The following is a 26,832-nucleotide window of genomic DNA, read 5'->3' as shown; positions in this document are numbered from 1 at the left end:
CCCTTCTACAATGGCCTATAAATCAAGGAACTTCATGGCCGTCAAGAAATCCGACCTCTACTCCTCCCTCTGGGCCTCGTGCGACGAGCTGCGCGGGGGCATGGACGCCAGCCAGTACAAGGATTACGTCCTATTCATGCTGTTCGTCAAGTATGTCTCCGACAAATATGGGAACAGCGAGGCCTTCGCCCCTCCCATCGCCATTCCTAAGGGCGCGAGCTTCAAGGACATGGTGGCCCTCAAGGGCAAGAGCGACATCGGGGACCGGATCAACACACAAGTCATCCAGCCGCTCATTGACGCCAATAGCCGATTGGCTCGAAGCGATTTTCCCGATTTCAACGACCCCAACAAGCTGGGGGAGGGCAAGGAGCGGGTGGAGAAGCTCTCCAACCTGATCGCCATCTTTGAGAACCCTGCGCTGGATTTCTCGAAGAATCGCGCCGAGCACGACGACATCCTGGGCGATGCCTACGAGTACCTGATGCGTCACTTCGCCACAGAAAGCGGCAAGAGCAAGGGGCAGTTCTACACCCCCTCCGAAGTCAGTCGGGTGATCGCCAAGGTCATCGCCATCTCGCCCGAGAACACCAGGGCCTCCACCACGGCCTACGACCCCACCTGCGGATCGGGATCCCTGCTCCTCAAGGTGGCCACCGAGGCGGGCAAGCACATCACCCTGGAAGGGCAGGAAAAGGACGTGACCACCGCCGGCCTCGCCCGCATGAACATGATCCTGCACGATTTCCCCACGGCCAATATCCTGTCGGGCAACACGCTAGCCTCGCCCAAGTTCTTGAATCTAAACGGCCAGCAGCTCCGCACCTACGACTACGTGGTGGCCAATCCTCCCTTTTCCGACAAGACCTGGAGCAATGGCCTTTCGCCTTCCGCCGATCCCTATCAGCGCTTTGCCTGGGGTGAGCCGCCCGCCAAGCAGGGGGATTACGCCTACCTGCTGCACATTCTCCGCAGCCTGAAGGGCACCGGCAAAGGCGCCTGCATCTTGCCCCACGGCGTGCTCTTCCGGGGTAATGCCGAGGCCGTCATTCGAGAGCAGCTCGTGCGCTCGGGTTACCTCAAGGGGATCATCGGCCTGCCCGCCAACCTCTTTTTCGGCACAGGTATCCCGGCCTGCATCCTGGTGCTGGACAAAGAGAACGCCGCTGCCCGCAAGGGCGTGTTCATGATCGACGCCAGCAAAGGATTCAAGAAGGACGGCGCCAAGAACCGCCTGCGGGAACAGGACATCCACAAGATCGTGGACACCTTCACGAAGCAGGATACAAGCGATCCCCGCTATGCCCGCATGGTGCCCTTCAGCGAGATCGCTGATCCCAAGAACGACTTCAACCTCAATCTGCCACGCTACATCGATAGCAGCGATCCCGAGGATCTTCAGGACATCGACGGTCACCTGCGGGGCGGCATTCCCGAGCGCGACCTGGATGCCCCCGAGAGCGCCCTAGCCCCCTACTGGAAGGTGCTGCCGGGGTTGCGGGATTTCCTCTTCAACTCGGCCGGGAGGGCGGGCTACGCCCGTCTGAAGCTCCCGATAGCCGAGGTAAAAGCGGCCATCCTGGGTCATCCCGAATTCGTGGCCTTCCAGCAGCAGGCGCTGGATCGCTTCGGCCAGTGGCGCGCGGCCAATAGGCCCCACCTCACAGAATTCGAAAAGGAGAGCCACCCCAAGGCCCTCATCGAAACCCTGTCCGAAGATCTGCTGGCCACCTTCCGGAAGGACCCTCTGCTGGATGCCTACGACCTTTACCAGCACATGATGGACTACTGGGCGGAAACGATGCAGGACGACGCCTACCTCATCAGTGGCGAAGGATGGGTGGAGGGCGCCCAGCCCCGGGAGATCATCCAGATCAAGAACAAGGACGGCAAGCTGGTCTGGCCCGATGCCCACGACTTCCTCAAAGGTCGGCGGCGCTTCAAGTCCGACCTCATCCCGGCTTCGATCCTGGTGGCCCGGTACTTCGCGGCCGAGCGAGACGCGATCGAAGCCCTGGATAACGAGCTGGCCGCTCTGGAACAGCAGCTCGACGAACTGAAGGAGGAGCACAGCGGCGAAGAGGGGATGCTGGCGGAAGTGATCGAAGGCGAAGGGGACAAGCAGAAGATCACGGCCAAGGCTGTCAAGGATCGCTTGAAGGAGATCGGCAGAGATCCGCTCTACCGCGAGGAGCGCGAAGTCCTGAAGACCTACGCCGACCTTCTGGAAAAGCAGAAGGACACCAAGGAACAGCGCAAGGGCGCACAGGTGGAACTGGACCGGAAGATCGATGCAAGGTACCCCAAGCTCACCGAGGCCGAGATCAAGACCCTGGTGGTGGAAGACAAGTGGTTGGCATACCTTGCCGCCGCTGTGCAGGGGGAGTTGGATCGCGTTTCTCAAACCCTCACGGGCCGGATCCGAGAGTTGGCCCAGCGTTACGCCACACCTCTGCCGGAGTTGCTGGCTGAGGTAGAGATGCTTTCCACCCGCGTGAAGGATCACCTCAAGCGGATGGGGGCGGCATGGAAGTGAGGCCGGGGGGCAAGCAGACAGAGATGGGAGTCTTTCCCAAAGACTGGAACGAAGGTTCTCTTAAGGATCTTGTCGATCCAAACCGAACCATTCGATACGGCATTGTTCAACCCGGGAAATTTGACCCCCAAGGTCGTTTCATGATTCGGGGCCAAGACTACTCAAGGGGATGGGTTGAACCTTCTGAGCTCTTCAGGGTCAGCCCAACCGTTGAGAAACCATTTGAAAACGCGCGTGTAATAACTGGTGATGTGCTGATCACCATTGTCGGAGCAAGCACTGGTCGTATCGCAATCGTGCCCGATTGGCTGGATGGGGCAAACCTCACGCAGACCACCGCTCGTGTAGCGCTGCGCAGAGAACAAATCAATGCAGTTTACTGCAGTTATGTCCTTGCCAGTTCACTTGGAGCAAAGCAAGTCGCGAATTACCTAAAGGGTGCTGCTCAGCCCGGCTTGAACTGTTCGGACATTGAAAAGTTTCGGATACCCCTGCCTCATCCCACGGAGCAACAGTCTATCGCGACGGCATTGAGCGATATGGATGCGCTACTAGAGGGGCTAGATAGGCTCATTGCCAAGAAGCGCGACCTCAAGCAGGCCGCCATGCAACAGCTTCTCACCGGCCAGACCCGCCTGCCGGGATTCAGCGGGCAGTGGGAGGTGAAGCTATTGGGAGACCACGTGACCTTTCTCCGGAATGGTGTGAACTCCCGAGCTGAGCTTCGGCCAGAGGGTCAAGTGAAGTACCTTCATTACGGCGATATTCACGCCTCTACTGGCTCCATTCTCTCGCCGCAAGCCCTTCCAAGCCTCCCAGATGCAAAGGCCACACGACTCGATCGATTGCGTGACGGCGACCTAATCTTCGCTGACGCATCGGAGGACATTGCGGGAGTCTGTAAGTCGGTGGAGCTACGTGATACCCGCGATATTGAAGTCGTCTCTGGGTTGCACACAATCGCGGCGAGATTCGACAAGACCGTGCTCGCCGATGGATTCAAGGGCTTCCTCCAATACTGTCCTACATTCGCATCGCACCTTCGGCGCCATGCAGCAGGGACCAAGGTCCTTGCGACAAACCGTGCACATATCGCAAGCGTCGAAATGCGGTTGCCCGATGTCGCCGAACAAGAAGCCATCGCTGCTGTCCTCTCTGACATGGATTCTGAGCTGGTTGCCCTGGAGGCCCGCCGCGACAAGACCCGCGCCCTCAAGCTGGGCATGATGCAGGAGCTGTTGACCGGGCGGATCCGGCTCGTCGAGTCTGTCACCGGGGCAAGCGAGCAACCGGCATCCCAGGCCGATGGACAGCAAGCCAATATCCATTTCAAGAGAAGTGTTCTGGCTGCCGAGATCATTGATCGATTGCATGCAGAGCCGACCTTCGGTCATGTCAAATTCGAGAAGGTGATGTTCCTGGTCGAGCATCTGTGCGCGGTTGATACGGGTTCCACCTACCTTCGGAAGGCCGCCGGGCCGTACGACAACCGTGCCCTCCGCTCCATCGACAGCCAGTTGCGGAAGCAGCAGTGGTTCGATTGCCGCAAGGAAGGTGAGCGGTATCGATACCTGCCCATGGCGCATTGGGGTGGACACAAACACTATTTCGAGAGGTATTTTGCAGACATCACCGATACCTTCGAAAACGTTCTTCAAACATTCAAGACGCTCGAAACGGAGCGATGCGAGATCGTGGCGACGTTATTGTCGGCTTGGAGCGATCTGCTTCAAACCGAAGGCCCTGTCTCCGACGAACGAATCGTGCACGAAGTCCTGAACAACTGGCATAAATCAAAAGAGAGAATTCCCAAAGATCGCTGGCTGAAGGCACTTGGATGGATGCGCAGTCGGGGATTCGTTCCCAAGGAAGGCGCATAGATACATGCTGAACACCTTTGCGAAATTCCTCCTTGTTTCAACCTCATTGTCACCGCTGCTTGGTGCTGTTGCTGTGAACAAGCTGGCGCGAGGAGAATCTGCATTGCATTGGTGCCCTTGGCTGGCAGTGGCGCTGCTCCTCGTGTTTCTATGCTGGGGATTGCTTCGCTATTCGGAGAAAAATGCTCAGGGTCAGATCTACCGCATCAAGGAGTTTGAACGTAATGACAAGGAGGTTCTGGCGTTCTTGGTGACTTACCTCCTGCCATTCCTTTCAACGGAAAAGTTGGGTTTCACAGGGGATTGGCTGACGGGCACCTATGTCCTTCTGATTATCTTCCTGGTGATCGCCCACGCGGATGCGTTTCATTTCAACCCCGTGATGGGGATGCTTGGCTTCCACTTCTATTCGGTCAAGAGCGAAGATGGTGTTTCTCATCTATTGATCAGTAAGACCAAACTGTGCCGCACGGGTGTGGACATTCAAACCGTTCACCTTGATCACAGTATCTACTTACGAATTGGAGAGAACGATGCTTAAGAATTTTCAGCTCGCGGCGATTGTCAAACAAGGTTCTAAAACGCTTCTTTTGTGTGTTCCTTTGCATAAGGCGTTGCAGGACTCCTTAGCAAGGGACTGGAGCGATCAGCAGATGAGCTTTTCGGAAGACATGCAAGAGATCCCATTCAATGCAGGCTATCAGCCGGAAGAGCACGAATGCTTTGCGCTTTCGAATTTTGGGCTACCAGAATGGCTTGCAAAAACGACAAGCCTGACGGCCAGCAGGCTGGACGCTATTAGCCAAAGTGAGGCCACCATCGACTCCATCCGCGGGATTGTGGGCTTCGCGCAGGACGAGCAAGGAACGGAGCTCGTGCTCTTCCAGAATTTCAGCCGTTCTCATGTGATTAAGCCTGGGCATTTTATTTTCCTTCAGAAGGACACCTATGTGACAACGGAAGGTCCAGGCCTAACGCTGGAAAACAAGCTGAGCGCCACCTTCGTTCCGTCCGAGAAAAAGCTCAGATTCCGCAACTTTCGGACCGTAAATACCTTCCTTCCCCTTGCCGATTTCTACGAAGAAGCCTCGGAACAGCAGATCCGAAAGGTGTTGGCCCATAGGTGCCTCGCACCGGAGAATGTAGATTCGCTGGCCACGGAATCCAACCAGTGGTTCCGAAAGCGCTTCGCGATGTTGCGGGATTCCGGTGTCCTCGATGCCTATTCCCCGAAGCAGATCCAAGCGCGCTCAAAGGGATTCGATGTTGAAGTTCATATTTCGGGAGGCAAAATCGTCTTCCCATCAGACCGCCAGGCAGCCAAAAAGCTGCTGCAGTTCTTGAATGAAGAGCTGTACAGAGGAGCGATCACCGAGAAGCTGTACGAAACCAACTCGAAGCGAGAGGCTGACTGATGTCTCGCCTCCCCCGCTCCGAGCGCAACACCCAGGATCGCGTCATTGCACTATTTACTGATCCTAAGCGCCCGGACAACCTGGGCTACCGCTACCTGGGCGATTGGCATAAGCGGGAAAATAACCGGCCCATTGAAACTGAATTCCTGCGGGCGAATCTGGAGACTCGCGGGTATTCAGAGGCACACATCTCCGCCGCCCTGCAAAAGCTGGAGACCACTGCCGATGCCACTGGCATCACCCTCTACCAGGCGAATCTACGCACCTATCAGTTGCTCCGCTATGGGGTGGATATCCAGGTAGCGGCCGGTCAGCCTCACGACAAGGTGCATTTGATCGACTGGGGGCACCCGGAAGCAAATGATTTCGCCCTGGCCGAAGAGGTGACCCTCAAGGGCGGTTTTGAGCGGCGCCCCGACTTGGTGCTTTACCTGAATGGCCTGGCCGTGGGCGTGATCGAGCTGAAGCGAAGTTCAGTGGATGTGGTGGACGGTATTCGCCAGCTCATCACCAATCAGGAAGAGATCTTCAACAAGGGCTTCTTCAGCACAGTGCAGCTCGTGCTCGCCGGCAACGATTCCCAGGGCCTGCGCTATGGCACCATGGGCACGCCCGAAAAGTTCTTTGTGGAGTGGAAGCATGGGACAGCGAATCTTGGGGATGTCCCGGCGACCGGCGCCCTGCTGGACGGCCCCCTGGGTCATCTCTGCGAGAAGGCGCGCCTGCTTGACCTCATCCGCAACTTCATCATCTTCGATGCAGGCCAGAAGAAGGTGCCCCGACAACATCAGTTTATTGGACTGAAGAAGGCTCAGGTGCGCCTTCAACGCCGCGAGGGGGGCGTCATCTGGCACACCCAGGGCAGCGGTAAAAGCATCCTGATGGTGCTTCTGGCCAAATGGGTGCTGGAGTGGGATCCCGAGGGCCGGGTATTGATCATCACGGACCGCGACGAACTGGACAAACAGATCGAAGGGGTGATGAAGAATGCCGGGTTGGTGGGAGAAGATTCACCTTCGCCGCGCATCACGAAACGGGCCGAGCTGGTGCAGAAGCTGGGGGCCTCCACGCCCCGGTTGCTCTGCGCCCTGATACACAAGTTCGATCCCTCGGATCTTAAGGGAGATCCACCCCCCATCCATGGCCGCTTCTATGTGTTCGTGGACGAATGCCACCGCACCCAGGGTGGCGACATGAACAGGCAGATGAAGCGCTGGTTGGAGGGCGCCCTCTTCGTTGGCTTCACGGGTACGCCGCTGCTCCGCAAGGACCGGACACTGACCCGCGACGTGTTCGGGACCTACATTCACACCTACAAATTCCACGAAGCCGTGGCGGATAAGGTGGTGCTAGACCTGAAGTACGAGGCCCGCCATGTCCCGCAGAACCTGACGGCGCCGAAAAAGATCGACGAGTGGTTCGAGAAGAAAACCACCGGGCTTAACAATTTCCAGAAGGCCGCGCTTCGCAAGCGATGGGCCACGCTGGAAGAGCTGATGAGCGCGGGCGAGCGCAAGCAGCGCATTGTGGCGGACATCATCGAAGACTTCAGTCTGAAGCCGCGTCTCAGCAGCGACCGGGGCACGGCCATTCTGGTGGCGGCTTCCATTTATGATGCGTGCCACTACTTCCGGATCCTCCACAACACGAACTTCGGGCCCTACTGTGGCCTCATCACATCATTTGAGCCGAACCCGAATGCCATCTCCAAGGAGCCTCTCAACAGCGACGAACGTTACAAGTTCGATACCTACACCAAGCTCGTGCTGAAGAAGGGCCAGAGCACCAAGGGCTATGAAGACGACACCAAGCGGCGCTTCATCGAGGAGCCCGCCAACCTGAAGCTCCTGATCGTGGTGAGCAAGCTGCTGACTGGTTTCGATGCCCCGAGCTGCACTTACATCTATCTGGACAATGCGCTCCACGACCACGATCTCTTCCAAGCCATCTGCCGCACGAACCGGCTGGATGGGGACGACAAGGACTACGGCCACATCGTGGACTACAAGGAGCTGTTCGGTGACGTGCAACAGGCCATCGCGGTCTACAACTCGGACGAGCTGGACATCGACGAGGGCAGCGGCGGTAGCAACAACATCGAGCTGAAGGATTGGCTCAAGGAAGGCAAGCGGCAGCTCGATGCGGCGCGGGAGGCCTTGCGATACCTGTGCGAACCCGTGGCACAGCCCAAGGAGGTGGAGCAGTATCTTCATTACTTCTGCGGTTCGGCAGAAGACCCCAGCGCACTGAGCGAGGCGGAGCCTCTGCGCGTGACCTATTACAAGGCTGTCGCCAGCCTCGCCCGCGCCTTCTCGGAGCTGGTTCAGCATCTGGACGACGCCGGGTACTCCACCACGGAGGCCGAAGCCATCCGCCAGGACGTTGAAGGCCACTGTGAATTTCGCAACGCCATCAAGAAGCATTCGGGCGAAGAGCTGGACATCAAGCCCTTCGAGGCTGACATGCGCCACCTCATCAACACCTACATCCAGGCGGATCCTTCGGACAACCTGGGCGATCTGGGGGCCTTATCCCTCACGGAACTGATCATCGAGACCGGCATCCACGACGCCATCGCGCGCAAGCTGAACCAGAAAGGCAAGCTGACTAAGAACGCTATCGCGGAAGGAATCATCAACAACGTTAGGAAGACCATCATCCGGGAGCAACTTACGGATCCGAAGTTCTACAAGGAGATGTCCAAGCTCCTGGATGATCTGATCCAGCAGAGCCGCGACGATTCGGACAATTACGAGGCATTCCTCAAGAAGGCGGAAGAACTGGCCCGAATGCTGGCCAACAATCGCCCCTACGACGGTCTTCCGGCCTCCCTACACGGGGCACGGGAGGCCATCGTGCTCTACAGCAACCTGCCCGACCTGCCCGGAGATACCTTCCAATGCCCTGAGGAGGATGAGGCCAGAGCCGCACTGGCGCTCCAGCTTGACTTGGCCATGCGCGAGCATGCACCCGCCGGATGGAAGGGGGACGAGGCGCGGGAAGCCCAGGTGCTGAACGCTCTGTACCCGATCCTCGGCCGCGACCGGGCTGCCACGAAAGCGATGTTCGAGATCGTTAAACATCAACCGGGGTACTGATGACCGAGACCATTCGGATTGGCGAGATCGCCATCGCGGTGACTCGGAAGGATGTGAAGCACGTTCACCTCTCAGTGCACCCACCCAACGGCCGGGTCACGCTGGTGGCGCCCCTGGCCACGCGTCTCGAAGTGGCACGGGCGTACGCCGCTTCCAAACTGGCCTGGATCCGGGTCCAGCAGGAGAAGCTCCGCAACCAGGAGCGGGAGACCCCACGCCGGTTCGTCACGCGGGAAACCCACTATTTGTGGGGCCGCCGTTACCTGCTGAGTGTGCAGGAGGTGGACGCCAAGCCCAGAGTCTCCCTGGATCACCGACGGGTCACCCTGAGTGTCCGCCCGGGCAGTTCACAGGCAAAGCGGGCCGAAATCATGCACGAGTGGCACAAAGCGCTCCTGCATGACCTGGTACCCGTTATCATCCGGAAATGGGAGAAGCGGCTAGGCATAAGCGTAGGCGCCTACTTCCTTCAGCGCATGAAGACCAAGTGGGGAAGCTGCAATCCCAAGGCTCGCCACATCCGCCTGAACACGGAGCTGGTGAAGAAGCCGAAGGATCTGCTTGAGTACGTCATCGTTCACGAGATGATCCACCTGATCGAACCCACCCACAGTGAGCGATTCCTGGTGCTGCTCTCAGAGCATTTCCCGATATGGCGAGAGGCGAGGGTAGAACTCAATGAACTCCCGCTCGGGGCAGAGGGGTGGAGGGCGTAGATTCTCGGTGTCGTCAGTCAATTGAGCTGTGTGACGGTCAACCCCTTCCGCAGTCTTGTAATGCGAGAATGCGTCAGAAATGTAGCAAAAACGAACGCATATTGCAAGATTCAGACGGTTTACTATGCTCTGGTGAGAGGTTGAATGATGCCCGCACGAGCTCACCAATACCCACTCGCCGAAGAACAAGCCGCGGCCAGTCGGGGATTACGCAATCTACTGGGACTCTCGCGGTTAGAAGTTGTCGAAATCGCACGCCCCCCCAAAGGGATGAGTATTTCTGGAGCGACCCTATACCGGGCAGAAGGGGGAGGAGTCGGGTGGGTTAAGCACAAGACAAGACTTGAGCTTGCAAAGCTATACGAAAAATTGATCAAGGAACGCATGCCAGAGGTCATCGAACAGGCACTTCCGTTGTTGGCTTGCCTGCGTCGCGTTGATCTGATTGAACACCCACATGCTGATCATTTTCGACCAGAGGTGGAACTCCCATCCCTCATTTCCATGACACCCATTCAAACAGCAGAAGTACTATTGCAGTGGTGGGACACACAGCCTTTACGCCCCAAGGATTTTGACACTGTCTACATGGAAGTCCGAAAGGCAGTAACAACTTCGTCAACATACTATCCATTCTCGTCGACGGAATTGATCGACTACGGGTTGAGACCTGCGACGAAAATTGATGTTGATCTAACCGATATTTCAATCGTATGGCAGACGGTTAACACCATCAGAGCGTGGGCGCAGTCATGTTTTGGGCCATTGCCACTCTGTGACCCACCGCGCTGTTTGCCAATAATATTAGATGAATTATACAGTCACAATATCCATCTAACGATGGGTTTGATACTTGCGGAAAGAGATGAGCAAGGGCCGAGAAATATTCAAAATATTTTCCGAGCTAACCATTGGTTACTGGTTCTGGCATTTGGTGTAAAACCAATAAGGCTTTGTCAGATCTGGTGGCAAAAACAACCAAAGAATTTAATCAGTATTTTGAGTTAATTTATTTATAAAAAATAATCAAAACAAATATATACCTTTCTTGTTTGTAGCTGAAGTTTACCCTCTGAAATGATCTGGGTAAGAGATTTTGTGGCCATTTATCTGGTTCTCCTTTTTTTGTCGTCTGACGACTGTTTTAGCAACCGGAGTGAAAAGATCATCCCAATCAAGCATGTGGAGAGAGAGAAGGGAGGTGTAATAGGCCGAAAGGAAATACATCGCGGATTTGTGCGGATAAGAACGAATTTCGATAGAGCGTTCGGCGATTTCCCCAAAACGTGATGGCGCCCCTTCACTCCAGGGAGATCGGCGGCTGCCAATCAACCTGGTTCCTCAACCGCGCCCATGGGCTAGTGCGATTGGAACCCGACCAACCCACAGGCACGACCCGGAGCTTCTAAAGCCCAAGGCATTGCCATTCTCGGCATTGCCGAAGGCCTAGGCAAGCTCCACCTTCCTGCCCTTAGGGCCAGTGTCCGAGGTGATTCATGAACCACACTGCACCGCGCATGTTCCTTGTGGCCGTCCATGGGGCCATCACGCTGGGTAAACCCCTTCCCCTGAGGACCACGGCCTTCGGGACCCAGGTGATCCCCCTCGCCGAAGTGCTGCCGGAAACCTATGAGGCCCCGTTGCGTTTTTATTCTATTAAGTCTCTCGCGCTTATGTCGGATGTGAGCGTCAGCACCATCAAGCGGGAAATTGATGACAAACGGCTGAAGGCCCAGAAACGAGGGCGGCGGGTTGTGATCTCCCATGAGGCTGCCATGGCCTACTTGGCCAGTCTCCCGCCGGCGGGCTCGCAGCTTACGCTCGATGACCTCGCGGATGGCGTGGACCGGGTCGAGGGGAAGTAGCCATGCACCCCTGTCCTGTCTGTCATTCCGAGGAAGTGATCCATTCCAGTCACCCGAGGTATCACGTGGAGGGCAGGCCCACGGCCATGTGCCCCCATGCCGAGGCTCACGCCCGTGCGGGGCTCGGGCCGCAGCCCGTGACCTATTTCGCTGACACGGGGGAGCTGGCGCGCAAGGTGCAGCGGCGACACTGGGAGGTCATTTACGCCTCTGGCGTGCCTCTCGACATCCAGGAGGAGGGGCGCCGCTTCGCGGGGACCTTCCTGGACGAATTTTGCGGGATTCGCGGCATCACGCGGAATCTCGCGAACCGCTTGGTCGCCGATCCGGACCTAGTGCCCTTGCTGCCAAAACCGGCTGTGCTTGCTGCGGCGGAACGTGAGGACTGGCCGGTACTGATGGCACCCCTGTACGGAGATTCTGGCCTGGTCGGGGTCGAGGTGCGCCACTTTGCGCCAGTTGCATCCCTGCGCCCGGGTGAATCCGCGCCTCGCGGGCCGGGGCGGATGCTCCGCACCATGGGGGCTCGCGGACTCTACCTCACGGACCCCTTTGCAAGCCCAAGGGTCATCGTGGTATTTGAGGGCGTGTGGGACGCCGCGACGGCGCGCTGGGATGCTTACGAGCGCGAGAGTAGCGAGTTCGTCTTCGGCGGGGTGACTGCGAACACGAGCGCGGATGTCATCCGAAAGGCTCTCCAACGGTATTACCCCTCGATTCCAGTGGTCCTCGTGCTCGACCGCGACCGTCCAGGGGTGCAGGCCATGGCGCGCCTGCGGAAGGTCTTCCCAGCGGTGGTGTTGCCGGGGCTCAACGGTGCGGATGGCAAGGGCCCCAAGGACTATCGGGAAGCCGACCCTGATCTGCGCTGGTCCGCCCTGCTCACTGCGGTGGAAGAAGGGCTCCAGGAGTGGGATAGGAGGAAGCTGGGGGCTGATCCACTGGGGCGGCGCGAGATCGTGGTCTGTCCGCCGGAACACGAGGTGGTGCGAGCGGCTGTTGAGGTGCTGGAGCAGAAAGGCGGGTACTACCTCAGCGGCAAACGTTTCGTTTTTGTATGGAGGCATCGGGGCACGAAAGACCGATCTGGTCTGAAGCTGCCGCAGGGAAGTCCCCTGATCTGCGAAGCCACGCCTCACTGGCTGCGTGAGCAACTCAGTCGTCATGTGAGGTTCGTGAAGGAGAATGCCGAGGGACTCACCCGCGATTGCCTGGTGCCGGAATGGCTGTCGCCCATGGTTCTCAGCAGCAGCAAGCTCCAAATGTTGCCGGTGCTCAAGGCACTCGTCGAAGTTCCGGTGCTCCTGCCGGATGGAACCATCCTGGAGGAGCCAGGCCTCGATCCAGCTAGCGGAGTCTTCTACGCACCGCTGCACCCGTTCCCGCCCATGCCTGAGGAGCCGGGGCATGAGGATGCCATTCTGGCCGCAGGGCGCCTTCTGTCCCTCGTAGCCGAGTTTCCGTTCGCGGAGCGCCCGAGCCCCGCTGCCCACACCGCCGCCTGGCTGGCGTTCACCCTCACGCCCTTCACTCGTTATGCCATCCCTGGCCCGGTCCCCTTCGTGTTCATTGAAGCCAACGGCCAGGGCTCGGGCAAAGGTCTGCTGGCCCAGGTCACGGGACAGCTTGCTCTGGGCCGGGCGTTGCCTGTGGGCGTGGCGCCGAGAGAGGGGGGCGAACTTCAGAAGATGGCTCTGGCGACCTTGAGGGATGGCGTGCGGATGGTGTTGCTCGACGAAGCTCCTTCTCCCTTCGGCTCCAGGCAATGGAACGCGCTGGTGACGGCGTATCCGACGTTCGAGGGGCGACTCTTGGGGCAGTCCACCACGATCCAGGTGCCCCAGCTTGCGGTGTGGGTCACCACCGGAAACAACGTGGCACTCTCTGCCGAAGGTGTTCGCCGCTGCCTGCATATCCGTCTGGAACCCCAGGTGGAGCGGCCTGAGGAACGGACGGGGTTCAAAATTCCCAACCTGGTGGCCTACATCCGCAAGCATCACTCCGAGTTCGTCAGGGACGCGCTGACGATCCTCCGGGCCTACTGTCTTGCAGGGCGGCCCACCTTCGGACTCAAGAGTTGGGGCTCCTTCGAGGAGTGGAGCGATCTAGTGCGAAACGCGGTGTATTGGGTGCTGGGCGTGGACTGCGACACGCGGGAAGCTCTAGCGATCCGGGCCGATTCCACACGGGCGGCCCAGGGTGCCCTGGTGCTTGGGCTGGCGGATGTCTTTGGCGCCACCCCGTTCACCACGGAACAGGTGTGGAACCTGTTCGTGGCCCAGGAAGCCCGCCACAGCGCTCTGAACGAGGCCATCGAGGAGCTGAACGTGAATCCCAAGGGACTCACCAGTCGCAGTCTGGGACGCCTGCTGCTGCGTGCTATCGGCGCGGTTCATGGCGGGTGGCGCCTTGACCTCCAGGACACCAAGCGGGCCGGGTCCTGCGTCTGGATCCTTCGGAGGGCGGGCGAGCCGACGTCGGGAAAGGGTTTCGCGGGAATCAGGGGTTCTGCCTTCGCCCTTGCGAGTGAGGACACCGCCCCCCTTCATGCGGAGATGGCCAGCTCGTAATGGCCCCGAAGGTTCTGGAAGGTTCCTGAGGTGCTTTGCAGTAAATCTTGCAGTAAGTTTGGAATTGATTGATCGGGTCTGCCGATTAGATACAAAAAAGCGCCTGATTTTTCAGGCGCTTTTTGCTGGTAGGGCTAACGGGATTTGAACCCGTGTTACCGCCGTGAAAGGGCGGTGTCCTGACCCCTAGACGATAGCCCCATGGGGTGGAACTTGGTGGGCCCTGCGGGATTTGAACCCGCGGCCAACGGCTTAAAAGGCCGCTGCTCTACCGCTGAGCTAAGGGCCCTTGCCGGTGGTGCCAGACCCGCGAACCCTCGAGCGCGCGGTGCACGCGAGCGTGCGGTGCCTGGTTGGGCAGGAGGATCAGTGTGCCAGCGAAGGGGCGGAACGTCAACCCAGCAGCGGTTCGAGGAAGGTCCCGGGGTAGATGCAGCCCTCGGCGCGATCCGGCCCGGTGCTGAGGTAGGTGATGGGCACTTCCACGGATTCCGCCAGAGATTCAAGGTAGGCCTGGGCCTGCGATGGCAGATTCCGGTGGTCGGTGATGCCGCGGGTGCTGTCCCAGCCCTTGAATGTCTTCACCACGGGCTGGATGTCGCGCCACTCGGAGGCGCAGCTGGGCAGCTTGGTGGTCACGGTGCCTTCGCCGGTGCGGTAGCCCACGATGAGGCCCACGTCCTCCATGCCGTCCAGCACATCGAGCTTCATGATGGCGAGGCCGTCCACGCCGTTGGTGCGGCAGGCATGGGCGGTGATGGGGGCGTCAAACCAGCCGCAGCGGCGCGGCCGTCCTGTGGTGGTGCCGAACTCTCGGCCCACTTCGCGAATGCGATCGCCGGTGGCATCCAGCAGCTCAGCAGGGAAGGGGCCTGCCCCCACTCGAGTGGTGTAGGCCTTGGCGATGCCCAGGATCTGGCCCACGGCCTTGGGCGGCAGGCCCGTGCCTGTGAAGAGGCCGCCCAGGCTGCAGTTGCTGGAGGTGACGAAGGGGTAGGTACCGTGATCGATGTCGAGCAGGGTGGCCTGAGCACCTTCGAAGAGAATGCTGTCGCCCCGTCCCCAGGCTTCGATCAGGTGACTTTGGGTGTCGCCAATGAACTGGAGGAACGGCTCGGCGGTCTTCAGCAGGCCGTCGACGATGGCCTGGAGGGAGGGCAGGGGGCTGTCCTGGCCCAGGCGGATCTGCACCTCCTCATAACCGGGGGCGATGCGCGCCGCCAGGGCTTCGGGGTGGCGCAGGTCACCCAGGCGGATGCCCATGCGGGCGGCCTTCATCTCGTAGGCGGGGCCGATGCCGCGGCCGGTGGTGCCGATCTTGGCGCCCACCTTGTCGGCGCGGATCTCACGCCACTGATCGAGGGCGATGTGGTGGGGCAGGATGATGTGGGCCTTCTCGGAAAGCATGAGGCGGCCGGTGAGATCAAAGCCGCGGGCCTTGAGCCGGTCCAACTCCTGCTGGAAGACTTCGAGGTTCAGCACCACGCCGTTGCCCACCACCAGGAAGCAGCCCGGGTGCAGGGCGCCACTGGGGACCTGGTGCAGGGCGATGCTGACGCCATCCACCACCACGGTATGGCCGGCATTGTTGCCGCCCTGAAAGCGGACCACTTGGCGGAATTTGGGGCTGAGCAGGTCAACGACCTTGCCCTTGCCCTCATCGCCCCACTGCAGGCCAAGGATCGCCAGATTGGTCCTAGCCAGGCTCATGTGCCCTCCCAGCCTTCCAGGATACCGCCGCAAGCTCTTCCTTCCCAGTCGAAAGGGGACAGGGGTGGCAGAAGGCGCTACCCTGTTAGACCGCTCCGGAACCATCCCGGCCCCGGCGCCATCCTTAACCCGGAAGGGTGTCCCGTGTTCGAAAAATTCACTGAAAAAGCCCGACGTGTGATGTTCTTCGCCCGCTATGAGGCGAGCCAGTTTGGTGCGGAAAGCATCCAGAGCGGCCATCTGCTTCTGGGGCTTCTCCGGGAGTCGGAGAAAACCAGCACCCAGCTGCTGGAACGCATGGGCGTGCAGGCGAGCAGCCTGCGGGAGCGCCTGGTGGCCTCCCTGACCCCCAAGGACCGGAAGATCACCCCCAGCAGCACCAGCATCGACATCCCCATGGAGGAGGAGGTCAAGCGCATCCTCCAGCACGCCACCGCCGAAAGCACCAAGCTGAACCACAAGCACGTGGGCGCCGAGCACCTGCTGCTGGGCATGCTGCGCGAGGAGGGCTGCCTGGCGGGCCGATTGCTCAAGGAAGCCGGCGCCGACCTCATTGCCGCCAAGGAGATCCTGCTGGAGAGCAGCAAGGAAGAAAAAATCGCCAAGAAGAAGAAGGAGCATCCGCTCCTCTCGGAATTTGCCCGCAACCTCTCCGAGATGGCGGAGCGCGGCATCTTCGACAACCTCATCGGTCGCGATGCCGAAGTCGAACGCATCATTCAGATCCTCAGCCGCCGCCGGAAGAACAATCCCATCCTTCTGGGTGAAGCCGGTGTGGGCAAAACCGCCATCGTGGAGGGCTTGGCCCAGAAGATCCACGAGGGTCTGGTGCCCCCGAGCCTGGCCGACAAGCGCATCTACGCGCTGGATCTCAGCCTGGTGGTGGCGGGCACCAAGTACCGCGGCCAGTTCGAGGAGCGCCTCAAATCCATCATCGCGGAAGCCAGCAAGGATCCCAGTGTGGTGCTGTTCATCGATGAGATCCACAGCCTCATCGGCACCGGCGCCGCCGAGGGCAGCCTGGACGCGGCCAACATCCTGAAGCCGGCCCTGAGCCGCGGCGAGATCCAGTGCATCGGCGCCACCACGCACAAGGAATACGCCAAGTACATCGACAAGGACCGCAGCCTGGTGCGCCGCTTCCAACCCGTCACGGTGAATCCCCCGGATGAGGCCGAAAGCCTGCGCATCATCGAAGGCATCCGCAGCCGGTACGAGCTGTTCCACCGGGTGCGCTACACCCCGAAGACCATGGAGGCCTCGGTCTACCTGTCGAACCGCTACATCACAGACCGCTTCCTTCCCGACAAGGCCATCGATCTGCTGGACGAGGCTGGTGCCCGGGTGAAGCTGCGCGTGGGGCCCGGCGGCGCGACCCCGGAAGGTCAGACCCACGAGGAAGAGCTGCACCGCGTCATCAACGAGATGAACGAGGCCGTGCTCAGCCGGGATTTCGAAAAGGCCGTGCTGCTTCGGCAGAAGGAGCTGCAGCTGCGCGACGAAATCCAGAAGAACCGCTCGGAGCTGACGGACGAGGACTACGCCCGGTTCCCCGAGGTCACGGAGCAGGACATCGAGGATGTGGTGGCCAGCTGGACCGGCATTCCCGTGAAGGCCCTCAAGGGCGACGAGAAGACCAACCTGGTGAACATGGAACCCAAACTCAACGAGCGCGTCATCGGGCAGCCCGAGGCCGTAAGCGCCGTGGTGCGGGCCGTGCGCCGGGCCCGCACGGGCCTCAAGAACCCCAATCGCCCCATGGGCTCCTTCCTCTTCCTTGGCCCCACGGGTGTGGGCAAGACGGAGCTGGCCAAGACCCTCGCCGCCTTCCTCTTTGGCGATTCCAAGAAGATGATCCGCTTCGACATGTCCGAGTACATGGAAAAGCACGAGGTCTCCAAGCTGCTCGGCGCCCCTCCGGGGTACGTGGGCTACGAGGAAGGGGGCATGCTCACGGATCGTATCCGGCGAAACCCCTACTGCGTGCTCCTCTTCGACGAGATCGAAAAGGCCCACCCCGACTTGATCAACATCCTGCTCTCCATCTTCGACGATGGGCAGGCTTCGGATGCCTTCGGGAACCTGGTGGACTTCAAGAACACCATCATCATCATGACGTCCAATGTGGGCAGCCGGGAGCTGCTGGCGGAGAAGAACCTCGGCTTCGTCGAGCAGGATGGCCGTCCCGATGCCAAGAGCGGCGATGCGATGAAGGTGCTCAAGCGCACGTTCCCGCCCGAGTTCCTCAACCGCATCGATGAGATCGTGGTGTTCAACCGCCTGGGCGATGACGAGCTGCGCAAGATCGTCCGTCTGCTGGTGGAGGATCTCAACGTCACCCTGCAGAAGCACAAGCTCACCGTCACCCTGACGGACGCGGCCTGCGACTGGCTGGTGAAGACCACCCTGAGGGATCGGGCCTATGGCGCCCGCCCGCTGCGCCGGGCCATCCAGAAGCAGGTGGAGGATCCCCTCGCCGAGCTCATGGTGGGCCAGGACACGGTGCCCTCGGGCCTGGTGGACTTCGATCTGGTGGACGAGAAACTCGTCCCCACCCTGTCTGATACTGGAGACGTGGCCGCTGGCCAGGAAACCCATCTGGTCGGAGCGCCTGAATGACGCAGCGAAACATGGTTTGGAACCGGGTCTCTCCCCGGTGGTGGAAGGGCATGCTGCCTTTGACCTTCGTCGCTCTTGTGGCGGGCACGGCGCTTCCTCTGGCCGCGCAGGATCTCGAGCCCCTCGTCAGCATCGAGGTGATCGGCGCCCAGAAACAGACTTCGGAGACCGTGATCTTCAAGTCGGGCGTGAAGGTGGGCGACGACCTGCGCAGCCTGGATTTCACTGCCGTTCTGGAGAAGCTCTGGGCCAGCGGCTCCTTCGATGACATCAAGCTCGAATTGGCGGAGGCCCCTGGCGGCAAGAAGCTGATCATCCGCATCAAGGAAAGGCCGCTCATCAAGGAAGTGGATTTCCGCGGCGGCACCGAGGTGGGCCTCACCAACATCAAGGACAAGGTGAAGGAGAAGAAGCTCACCATCAACCCGGACACGGTCTACGACCCGGAGACGGCCCGCAAGGTCAAGGACATGATCGTCGACCAGGCCGGCGAGAAGGGGTTCCGCAATCCCGTGGTGGACATCACGCTGGAGCCCATGGCGGGCGGCGTGGCGCGCCTGGTCTTCGACATCAAGGAGGGCGGCAAGGCCCGCATCTACAAAGTGGCCTTCCGCGGCAACAAGGTGTTCAGCAGTTCGGAATTGCGGTCGGCCATGAAGAAGACCCGCCAGCATTGGATGTTCAGCTGGCTCACCACCCACGACCTGCTGGTGGACAAGAACCTGGACGAGGATCTCGAAAACCTGAAAAAGGCCTACTGGAGGCGCGGCTACAAGGATGTCTTCGTGGGCAAGCCGATCATCGAGGTCGAGGATCGCACCACGCCCAAACAGAAGAAGAAGAATGAGAAGCGCATCGCGGAGGCCAAGTCCCCCAAGTACGATCTGCGGGCTACGCTCACCATCCCGATCCTGGAAGGTGAGCAGTTCTACGAGGGCACGTTCAAGGCCGAGGGTGGCAAGCTCTTCCGCGAGACTTTCTACAAGGAGAAGTACGCGGAAGTGAAGCGGGACAATCAGTCCTTCCTGCGGAAATTCTTCAACATCAAGCCAAGCCTGGAGGCCCCGAAGCCCGGTACCAAACCCGTGCCCTTCGATCTGGATGCCGTGAACCAGACGGTGGACAAGCTGAAGGAGGCCTACTCCAATCAGGCCTACATCATGTTCCGCACCGAGCGGAAATATGACGTGCGGGAAGAGGACGGCGTCAAGAAGGTGGACACCACTCTGAAACTCGATGAGGGCGAGCCCTACACGGTGCGGCGCATCGAGTTCGAGGGCAACCTCACCACCAAGGACAAGGTTCTGCGGCGCAGCATGCTCATGCGCGAAGGCGATCCCTTCCAGACCGACCGCTTCAAGGATTCCATCCTCAGCATCAGCCAGCTCAGCTTCTTCGATGTGAAGGGCAGCGATCCCAAGGTGGATCTGGTGGCCGACAAGCCCCAGGTGGATGTCACGATCAAGGGTGAAGAGGCCGGTGTCAACGAGGTGCTCTTCCAGGGTGGCTACGGATCCCTGTTTGGATTCTCCCTAGGTGTGAGCTTCTCCACCCGGAACCTGGGCGGCGGCGGCGAAACGCTTTCGCTCAGCTACAACGGGGGTAAGTTCTCGAAGAACATTTCGCTGGGTTTCACCGAGCCCTTCGTCTTCGACCTGCCCTATTCCTTCTCGACCTCGGTCTCCAACGGATCCGCCGATTACGATGCCTCCCGCGTGGGCATTGCGAATGCCTACAAGCAGTTCACCCGCAGCTTCGGTGCTTCTGTGGGCGCGCGCCTCAGCAACTGGTTGCCCAATGAGCCCTGGGCCTTCTTTACCACCTACTCCACGGGCTACAGCTTCCGCTTGATCCGCATCGAGGGTGGCCAGAATTTCTATTTCCGGGACACCCCGAACCAACTCACGTCCACCTTCAGCCAGAGCCTGGCCTACAGCACCGTGAACCACCAGTTCAAGCCGACCAACGGCACGCGCGTGTCCTTCGGCCTGGAGTATGGTGGTTGGCAGTTCGGCGGGGACCGGCCATTCCTGCGGGCCACCTGGGAATTCGCCAAGTTCACGAACGTGGCGGACCGCCACATCTTCGCCTTCAACGCGAGCTATGGCTACCTGCAGAACCTGGGCAAGGAAGACCTGCCCCTTTACGATCTCTATCGACCCGGCGGCGAGAACAGCATCCGCGGGTACCGGTATGGCCAGGTGGGTTCGGTCCTCCTCGACAACAACCAGCGCGCGGTGGTCGTGGGCGGCAACAAACAGTTCGTGGCCAACGCCGAGTACCAATTCAAGATCGCCGACCAGTTCCGCCTGGTCTTCTTCTACGACGCGGGAAATGCCTGGGGTGCTGGCACCAAAGTCTTCAGTCACGACAGCGTGACGTACAAAGACAACAACAATAATGAATACACCTTCCGAAACCCAACCCTGATCCGGTCCACGGGCGTGGAATTCCGCTTCTTCCTGCCCATCAGTCCGGCGCCGCTGCGCCTGATCTGGGCGCGGAAGCTGAATCCCTACCCCTTCGATACGGAAGGCAAGACGGACTTCCAATTCTCCATCGGAACCACTTTCTAATTCCTGGCTACAATAGCCGATACCCCCTGGAGCTGTTCATGCGCCTCTTCGCCCCTTCCCTGGCTGCCCTCTGCCTGTCCGCGGCCCTCGCCGTGCCCGTCGCCGCGCAGGAGACGCCCCGCTTCGCCTTCTTCAGCATCAACCAGCTCGTGCGCACCTCGAAGAAGGCGGGAGCCATCTTCTCGGAACTGGAGATCACCGGCAAGAACCTGCAGGAGAAGCTGGCCGCCAAGGGCCAGGAGCTTCAGACCATGCAGCAGCAGCTGAATTCCCCCAGCCTGGATCCTGAAAAGAAGGATGCGCTGGCCAAGAAATTCCGGGATGCGGAATTTGAGGCCAAGAAGATGCAGGAGGACAGCCAGCAGGAATACCAGCGCGTGGAGAAGAAGGTGGGCGATGCCATCACCAAGCTGGCTGCTCCCATCGTTGAAGGTCTGGCCAAGGAACAGAAGCTCCAGCTGGTGCTTTCGGATCAGGCCGTGCAGATCCTATCCTGGGCTGACCAGGACTGGATGAAGGCCTTCACCACGGAAGTGGCCAAGCGCCTGGATGCCAGCGAGGCCGCCCCGGCGGCCCCTGCCGCCACGCCGAAGCCCGCTGCGCCGAAGTCTGCGGCTCCCAAGAAGTAGTCCAGCCACCCAGACGACCGCGACGATGACCGCCGCGCGACGGCTGCTCCTGCTGCTCACCGGGATCAACCTGGTGAACTACCTGGATCGGTACGTCGTCGCGGCGGTTCTCGAACCGCTGGGGAAGGAACTCCATCTCACGGATGCCCAGCTGGGCCGCCTGACCCTGGTGTTCATCCTGGTCTACATGTGCTCGGCGCCGCTGTTCGGCTACCTGGCAGACCGGTTCCACCGTCCCCGTCTGGTGGCGGGCGGCGTCGCTCTGTGGAGTCTCGCCACGGTGGGCGCGGCCTTCATCCACAGCTACTCCGCGCTGCTGATCATGCGCTCCCTGGTAGGCGTGGGCGAGGCTGCCTACGCCACGTTGGGCCCGGCCATGATGGCCGATGGTTTTCCCGAAGCCGAGCGGGCCAAGAAGTTCACGTGGTTCTACCTGGCCATTCCCGTGGGCAGCGCTTTTGGGTATGGCCTGGGTGGCCTGGTGGCAGGAGCCTGGGGCTGGCGGGCCTCATTCCTGGTGGCAGGCCTGCCGGGGTTGGCCTTCGCGGCATGGATGGCCTTCCAATTGGATCCGGTTCGCGGGGGCATGGATGCTGATGTGGATACGGATGCTTCGCTGCCCTACATCAAACGGCTGCGCCACGTGTTCTTCAACCGCATCTGGCTGGCCTGCACCGCCAGCTATGTGGCCTATACCTTCGCCATGGGGGCGCTCAGCATGTGGGGGCCCACCCTGCTGCAGCGCCGGTTCGCGGTGAGCACCGCCAAGGCGGGGCTGGTGTTCGGGGCCCTGGCCGTCATCACCGGCATCCTGGGCACCTTCCTGGGCGGCTGGCTCACGGACCGCTGGCAGAAGCGCTGGCCTGATGCGGGCGTGGGCATTTCAGGCCTCACCCTCCTGGCCGCCACACCCATGGTGGCCCTGGCGTTGGGCGCTGGAAGTCTGGGGGCCGTCTACGCCCTGTTCTTCGCAGGCATGCTGCTCCTGTTCGTGAACACCAGTCCGGTGAATGCCCTGACGGTGAGCTGCCTGCCCGCCAGCGTGCGCGCCACGGGCGTGGGCTTGAATGTGCTGCTCATCCACTTGTTGGGGGACGCCATCAGCCCAGAATTGGTGGGGCGCCGTGCCGATGCGCTTCATGCGTCTGGCCTGGCTGGTGGTGAGGCCCTGGGCCGAGCCATGGCCATGGTGCTGCCCGCCATCCTGATCAGCGGTTTGGCCCTGTGGTGGGCCCGACACCGCCGCTCTGCCGAAGCCAAGCCGGGACAGGCCTGATGGCCGCCAGCCGGACCGCGCGGCTCCTGGCCCGGATCTGGTTCCGGGGCCTGCAAAGGGAAGGACCGGATCTTCCCAGCGGGCCCTGCCTCATCCTTCTGAACCATCTCAACGGTTTGCTGGATCCCCTGGCTGCGGCGGCCCTGCTGGATCGCCGGGCGGGTTGGCTGGCCAAGGCCACGCTCTGGAAGATCGCTCTGCTCCGGCCCTTCCTGACGGCCTTCCGGGCCATTCCCGTGACCCGGCCCAAGGACGGCGGGGCCACCAGGGCCTCGATCCTGGAGAGCTTCCGGAAGGTCCATGAGGTGCTGGCCCAGGGCGGGTCCGTGGCCATGTTCCCCGAAGGCGTGAGCCACACCCATGCAGACCTGGAACCCCTGAAAACCGGTGCTGCCCGGATTGCCCTCAGCTGTCCGGTGCCCCTGGCGGTGGTTCCGGCGGGACTGGTTTATGGGGACCGGGGGCGCTTTCGTCACAGCGTGCTGTTGCGGCTGGGTGAACCCGTTCCTTTTGCGGATTTGGTGGCCCGCGGCACCGGACCCGAGACCGTGGCCGAACTGACGGGCCGCATCCGTGAGGCCCTCAAGCCGCTCACATTGCATGGCGCCGACGAACGCAGCCTGGCCCTGGCCCAGCAGGTGGCTTGGCTTATGGCGGAGGCCCCGGGCAGCCGCGTGGATCTGGAAGCCCTGCGGCGACGGGTCCAGGGCCTGCTGCCCCATCTGGCCGCACTTCCGGAAGCCACCTTCGCCAGCTTGGAAACCCGTGTGCAGGAGGTGCAGGCCTGGCTGCGGGAGCGGGGCCTGCGCCCCGATCAGGTGGGCCATCCCTATCCTGGGGCTGAAGTGCGCCGCTGGTTTCCGGGCGCGATGCTGCGGTTGTCTCTGGCGGTGGTCCTGGCGGTGCCCTGGCTTCTGTTCTGGCCGCCCTACCGATTGGCCGGGTGGATCGCCGCCCGCTTCACGGATGAGGGGGATCTGACCGCCACCCTCAAGCTGCTGGGTGGTCTGCTGCTGCTGCCGCTCTGGGCTTTGCTCCTGGCTGGCGCCGTGGCTTGGCCGTGGGGAGGCTGGGCGGCACTCCTCCCCTGGCTGGCGCTGGGCATGGTCGTTCTCGGGCAGCCCCTCCTGGAACGGGCGGGTGAAGACCTTCAGGCCATTCGGGGTTTTCTTCGCCGACGTGATCCAGCCGTGCCAGAGCTTCTTGAGGCCCGAGAACAACTGCTCAAGGCCTTTCCGGTCCTGGCTCGGGGCTAACGAAAAGCGGGGCCGAAGCCCCGCTTTCCTGTGCCAGTGCCGATGGTGCTAGTAGCCGAGGATGGTGTAAGACTCGGGCGCCTGCACACCCTTTACCGGGACCACGGTCAAGGGCAGTGCCGGTGCGCCCTGAGTGGGATCCGAGACGATGCCGAGGAGCAGGAAGTAGCGCATCTGCTTCTGCAGCAAGCCGGTGTTGATGGGTCCGGAGGTGGCATCAAGGGTGGGATCCAGCAGGGAGCTGTGGCCGATGGCGTTCTGGTCAAACTGGAAGAAGCCTTCCGTGGGGCTGGCGGCGGCGGCGGAAGTGGCCGCATCGGCCACCTTGTTGGCCAGGGCGCCCGCAGTCAAGGTGCGCAGGAAGGGCGTGCCCACCACCCCGGCCGCATGGGCAGGGGTTCCGCCGGCGGTATAGGCGAGCTGCTTGAAGCCCGGGGCGATGACATTGACGATGGCGGCATTGGTGGGGGTGGTTCCCAGCACTTCGCGCCCACCCAGGGCATTGGCAAAGTAGCGGGTGTAGGCGTTGGTGATGACCGTGTCCCCGTTTACGGGCATGGGGAGCAGATCCTTGCCCACCAGGGTCGTGCTGTAGGTGGAACTGGTGGATTCCTGAATGGCGACGCGGCCTGAGAGGCGGCTGGGCAGGCCCGCGGCCAGGGGCGTGGTCATGCTGGCCGGATCGGCCGGGTCGACCACGCTTTGGGTCATCTGGAAGAAGATGTGATAGGAGGGGCTGCCCGTGGCGACACCCTTGGCGGCCAGGCCCTGATCGATGGGATAGGCCTTGGCCGGGTCGGCGTTGGGCCCGTTGAAGGCAGGGCTGTTCTGGATGACGTAGGCCGTGCGCCCGCCGGGGACGGCAAGGTAACCCTTCATGTCGCCGTTGAGGGTGCTCTGGATGTAAGGCGGCCCGGAGGGGCCGGCCGGGTAGGTGAAGGAGGTGTTTCCGGCCAGGTAGTAGGCGCCGACGATGGAGCCCAGGCTGTGGCCGAGGAATTTGTACTTCGTGGCATCCGTGGCAGGTGCCGCGGCACCGAGGCCCGCGAAGGCTCCTGCGCGGAGGACGAATTCCAGGCGGTCGAGGTTGAAGGCACCCTGCTGGATGTTGCTGCGGGTGGCCAGGGGGGCGCCCACGGCCATGAAATCCTGGCCCCAGGAGGCGCCGGTGGTGTGCGTGGGCACGGCGAGCGCGCCGTGGAGGGGCATGTCGATGGCCACCACGGCCCGGCCGATGGCGGTCAGGGATTGGGCGACGGCGATGACGGATTCTTTCTGGGAGGTGATGCCGTGCTGATAGATGACCACGGGCCAGCCGCCTGCGGGGGCCGGGCCGACGACGGCGGGGTTGGGCGCGATGTAGACGAAGGGCACCGTGCGATCCGTGTGGTAGAAGCCCACCAGGTTGTTGCTCACGCGGAAGGCCTGGGTGACGCCTGCGGCCGGGTTGTAGGCGCCGGTGACGCCGGTCAGGTTCAAGTTGGCCACGTTGGCACTGGCCTGGGCCACCACGGGATCAATGGACAGGTCGGCGCTGCTGAAAGAACCCAGCACCACGGTTCCCACGGTGGTCGGCGCGGCGGTGACGGTGTGCCCACCGGCAGTGAGCACCGCGGCCCAGTAGAGGTCGGGGCTGGCGGCAGTGCCCGCCACGAAGGTGTAGATGTGGCTGGCATCGTTGGCCGGGACGGTGATGGTGTTGGTCCAGGTCTTACCAGCCAACAGGCCACCCAGGCCATTGGCGGAGCCGAAGGCGAAGGCGCGCAGGGCGCTTTCCATCGGGAGCAGGCGGGCTCCGGTGGCAGAGGGGCTGGCGGTGGTCAGGGAGATGGCACCGGCGCCGGTGGTGATGAACCGCCCCAGCAGCGCGATGTCACTGCGGCTGGCCACGGTGGTGGTGGCGCTGGCGGCAATGAGATCGTCCATCACCTTTGCGTAGCCCGACAGGAGACGGGGGTTCGTGGTGTTGTTCTGGGCCTTGGTGTCGTCGTAGAGCTTATCCCGGCGCACGGCTTCCAGATCCGCCAGGGGGCCTGCCAGGGTCGTGGTGGATTTCAGCGCTTCAAATTGTGGAGAAGCGGAAATGGGCTTGCTGGGGGTGGCGGCATCCATCACGCGGTTGGTGACCACGTAGAGGTAGCGCTTGCCCGGCTGCAGGGGGAATTCCGGGAAGAGGAAGAGATCGGTGCTGCCCGCCGTGTAGCGGTAGCTGAAGGTGGCGGAGATATCGGTGAAGCCCAGGGCTGCGTTCTCATAGCCGGTCGTGGCATCCGGCGTGACTTCAAACACCTTGATGTTGGCCGGGGTCACGGTCGCTTTATCCACCGGGGCGGTGAACTGGATGTAGATCGGGGCGTTGATGCCGGCCACCGCATTGGTGCCGCCCATTTCGTGCAGGTTCACATAGGCGAGGGCTTCAGGGGGCGTCATGGGCGTGGCCGGCGCACGCGAGGCCAACGGATCGCCCGCGGTGGCTGTTGCCAGAATGTTGGGATGGGGGATGGTCACTTTCGTCACATCCTTGTCGAGCACGAAGGCCGCCATGGTGCTGCTCGGCGTCTGCCCCGTCGACGTTCCGGCAATGGGGGCTTTGGAATCGCCGCCGCCGTTGCAGGCCAGCAACGTCAGCAACACGGTTCCGAGAGCCGCTTGGTTTAAGCGTCGATGCATCGCACACCTCATGGGT

16 protein-coding genes and 2 tRNA genes are annotated in these 26,832 nt (G+C 61.3%); 14 read left to right on the top strand and 4 right to left on the bottom strand.

Annotated elements, in window-relative coordinates:
- The first annotated feature begins 34 nt into the window (after positions 1-34).
- The 9 genes from Q9293_RS14260 (at position 35) to Q9293_RS14220 (ending at position 14,080) form a co-directional block, all read left to right on the top strand.
- Positions 35-2,536 (top strand): N-6 DNA methylase, encoded by a 2,502-nt coding sequence (locus Q9293_RS14260; protein ID WP_306247652.1) that lies wholly within the window; start codon positions 35-37, stop codon positions 2,534-2,536.
- Entirely contained in the window at positions 2,527-4,416 is a 1,890-nt protein-coding gene (locus tag Q9293_RS14255) for a restriction endonuclease subunit S (protein WP_306247650.1), read from the top strand. The genes Q9293_RS14260 and Q9293_RS14255 overlap by 10 nt, the downstream gene beginning before the upstream one ends.
- Before the next feature lie 4 nt (positions 4,417-4,420).
- Positions 4,421-4,957, top strand: a complete 537-nt coding sequence (locus Q9293_RS14250; protein WP_306247648.1) for a hypothetical protein — start codon at positions 4,421-4,423, stop codon at positions 4,955-4,957.
- Complete coding sequence (locus Q9293_RS14245) at positions 4,950-5,831, top strand: hypothetical protein (RefSeq protein ID WP_306247646.1); 882 nt, start codon at positions 4,950-4,952, stop codon at positions 5,829-5,831. Before Q9293_RS14250 ends, Q9293_RS14245 begins: the two co-directional genes overlap by 8 nt.
- Complete coding sequence (locus tag Q9293_RS14240) at positions 5,831-8,929, top strand: type I restriction endonuclease subunit R (RefSeq protein WP_306247644.1); 3,099 nt, start codon at positions 5,831-5,833, stop codon at positions 8,927-8,929. The genes Q9293_RS14245 and Q9293_RS14240 overlap by 1 nt, the downstream gene beginning before the upstream one ends.
- On the top strand, positions 8,929-9,645 hold the full coding sequence (locus Q9293_RS14235; RefSeq protein WP_306247642.1) for a M48 family metallopeptidase: 717 nt from the start codon (positions 8,929-8,931) through the stop codon (positions 9,643-9,645). The genes Q9293_RS14240 and Q9293_RS14235 overlap by 1 nt, the downstream gene beginning before the upstream one ends.
- Positions 9,646-9,789: 144 nt before the next feature.
- Complete coding sequence (locus tag Q9293_RS14230) at positions 9,790-10,653, top strand: hypothetical protein (protein ID WP_306247640.1); 864 nt, start codon at positions 9,790-9,792, stop codon at positions 10,651-10,653.
- A gap of 488 nt (positions 10,654-11,141) precedes the next feature.
- Positions 11,142-11,510, top strand: coding sequence for a helix-turn-helix domain-containing protein (locus Q9293_RS14225; protein WP_306247637.1), 369 nt, complete (start codon positions 11,142-11,144; stop codon positions 11,508-11,510).
- Positions 11,511-11,596: 86 nt separating this feature from the next.
- On the top strand, positions 11,597-14,080 hold the full coding sequence (locus Q9293_RS14220; RefSeq protein ID WP_306247635.1) for a hypothetical protein: 2,484 nt from the start codon (positions 11,597-11,599) through the stop codon (positions 14,078-14,080).
- A 126-nt stretch (positions 14,081-14,206) separates the two neighbouring features.
- Here Q9293_RS14220 and Q9293_RS14215 read toward each other — a convergent pair.
- From Q9293_RS14215 to Q9293_RS14205, 3 genes are all read right to left on the bottom strand, one after another.
- Positions 14,207-14,281, bottom strand: a tRNA-Glu gene (locus Q9293_RS14215).
- 13 nt (positions 14,282-14,294) lie between these two features.
- Positions 14,295-14,369 (bottom strand) — tRNA-Lys (locus Q9293_RS14210).
- A gap of 104 nt (positions 14,370-14,473) precedes the next feature.
- Complete coding sequence (locus Q9293_RS14205) at positions 14,474-15,790, bottom strand: adenylosuccinate synthase (RefSeq protein WP_306247633.1); 1,317 nt, start codon at positions 15,788-15,790, stop codon at positions 14,474-14,476.
- Between the two features lie 144 nt (positions 15,791-15,934).
- On the opposite strand from Q9293_RS14205, the gene Q9293_RS14200 reads away from it, so the two are divergent.
- The 5 genes from Q9293_RS14200 to Q9293_RS14180 are packed head-to-tail and all read left to right on the top strand — an operon-like array spanning position 15,935 to position 24,146.
- Positions 15,935-18,409: an ATP-dependent Clp protease ATP-binding subunit gene (locus Q9293_RS14200; protein ID WP_306247630.1), complete on the top strand. Its 2,475-nt coding sequence runs from the start codon at positions 15,935-15,937 to the stop codon at positions 18,407-18,409.
- The gene (bamA, locus tag Q9293_RS14195) at positions 18,406-20,985 is read left to right on the top strand and encodes an outer membrane protein assembly factor BamA (protein ID WP_306247628.1); all 2,580 of its coding nucleotides are present in this window, start codon (positions 18,406-18,408) and stop codon (positions 20,983-20,985) included. The genes Q9293_RS14200 and bamA overlap by 4 nt, the downstream gene beginning before the upstream one ends.
- Positions 20,986-21,023: 38 nt before the next feature.
- Positions 21,024-21,614, top strand: coding sequence for an OmpH family outer membrane protein (locus Q9293_RS14190; protein WP_306247626.1), 591 nt, complete (start codon positions 21,024-21,026; stop codon positions 21,612-21,614).
- 25 nt (positions 21,615-21,639) lie between these two features.
- A complete protein-coding gene (locus tag Q9293_RS14185) occupies positions 21,640-22,890 on the top strand; it encodes an MFS transporter (protein ID WP_306247624.1) in 1,251 nt (416 codons plus the stop codon).
- Positions 22,890-24,146 (top strand): 1-acyl-sn-glycerol-3-phosphate acyltransferase, encoded by a 1,257-nt coding sequence (locus Q9293_RS14180; RefSeq protein WP_306247621.1) that lies wholly within the window; start codon positions 22,890-22,892, stop codon positions 24,144-24,146. Before Q9293_RS14185 ends, Q9293_RS14180 begins: the two co-directional genes overlap by 1 nt.
- Before the next feature lie 48 nt (positions 24,147-24,194).
- On the opposite strand, the gene Q9293_RS14175 is transcribed toward Q9293_RS14180, so the two are convergent.
- A complete protein-coding gene (locus Q9293_RS14175) occupies positions 24,195-26,777 on the bottom strand; it encodes a hypothetical protein (RefSeq protein ID WP_306247619.1) in 2,583 nt (860 codons plus the stop codon).
- Positions 26,778-26,832: the final 55 nt, after the last annotated feature.

This window comes from Geothrix sp. PMB-07 (assembly GCF_030758935.1).
Classification (GTDB): domain Bacteria; phylum Acidobacteriota; class Holophagae; order Holophagales; family Holophagaceae; genus Geothrix.
The sequence above is the reverse complement of the archived record's forward strand: the minus strand, read 5'-3'. Positions and strand labels throughout refer to the sequence as shown.

Coding starts and splice junctions, on each gene's coding strand:
- Q9293_RS14205 (WP_306247633.1), bottom strand. CDS start 15,790: ATGAGCCTGGCTAGGACCAATCTGGCGATCCTTGGCCTGCAGTGGGGC.
- bamA (WP_306247628.1), top strand. CDS start 18,406: ATGACGCAGCGAAACATGGTTTGGAACCGGGTCTCTCCCCGGTGGTGG.
- Q9293_RS14250 (WP_306247648.1), top strand. CDS start 4,421: ATGCTGAACACCTTTGCGAAATTCCTCCTTGTTTCAACCTCATTGTCA.
- Q9293_RS14180 (WP_306247621.1), top strand. CDS start 22,890: ATGGCCGCCAGCCGGACCGCGCGGCTCCTGGCCCGGATCTGGTTCCGG.
- Q9293_RS14260 (WP_306247652.1), top strand. CDS start 35: ATGGCCGTCAAGAAATCCGACCTCTACTCCTCCCTCTGGGCCTCGTGC.
- Q9293_RS14245 (WP_306247646.1), top strand. CDS start 4,950: ATGCTTAAGAATTTTCAGCTCGCGGCGATTGTCAAACAAGGTTCTAAA.
- Q9293_RS14225 (WP_306247637.1), top strand. CDS start 11,142: ATGAACCACACTGCACCGCGCATGTTCCTTGTGGCCGTCCATGGGGCC.
- Q9293_RS14240 (WP_306247644.1), top strand. CDS start 5,831: ATGTCTCGCCTCCCCCGCTCCGAGCGCAACACCCAGGATCGCGTCATT.
- Q9293_RS14230 (WP_306247640.1), top strand. CDS start 9,790: ATGATGCCCGCACGAGCTCACCAATACCCACTCGCCGAAGAACAAGCC.
- Q9293_RS14255 (WP_306247650.1), top strand. CDS start 2,527: ATGGAAGTGAGGCCGGGGGGCAAGCAGACAGAGATGGGAGTCTTTCCC.
- Q9293_RS14190 (WP_306247626.1), top strand. CDS start 21,024: ATGCGCCTCTTCGCCCCTTCCCTGGCTGCCCTCTGCCTGTCCGCGGCC.
- Q9293_RS14185 (WP_306247624.1), top strand. CDS start 21,640: ATGACCGCCGCGCGACGGCTGCTCCTGCTGCTCACCGGGATCAACCTG.
- Q9293_RS14220 (WP_306247635.1), top strand. CDS start 11,597: ATGTGCCCCCATGCCGAGGCTCACGCCCGTGCGGGGCTCGGGCCGCAG.
- Q9293_RS14235 (WP_306247642.1), top strand. CDS start 8,929: ATGACCGAGACCATTCGGATTGGCGAGATCGCCATCGCGGTGACTCGG.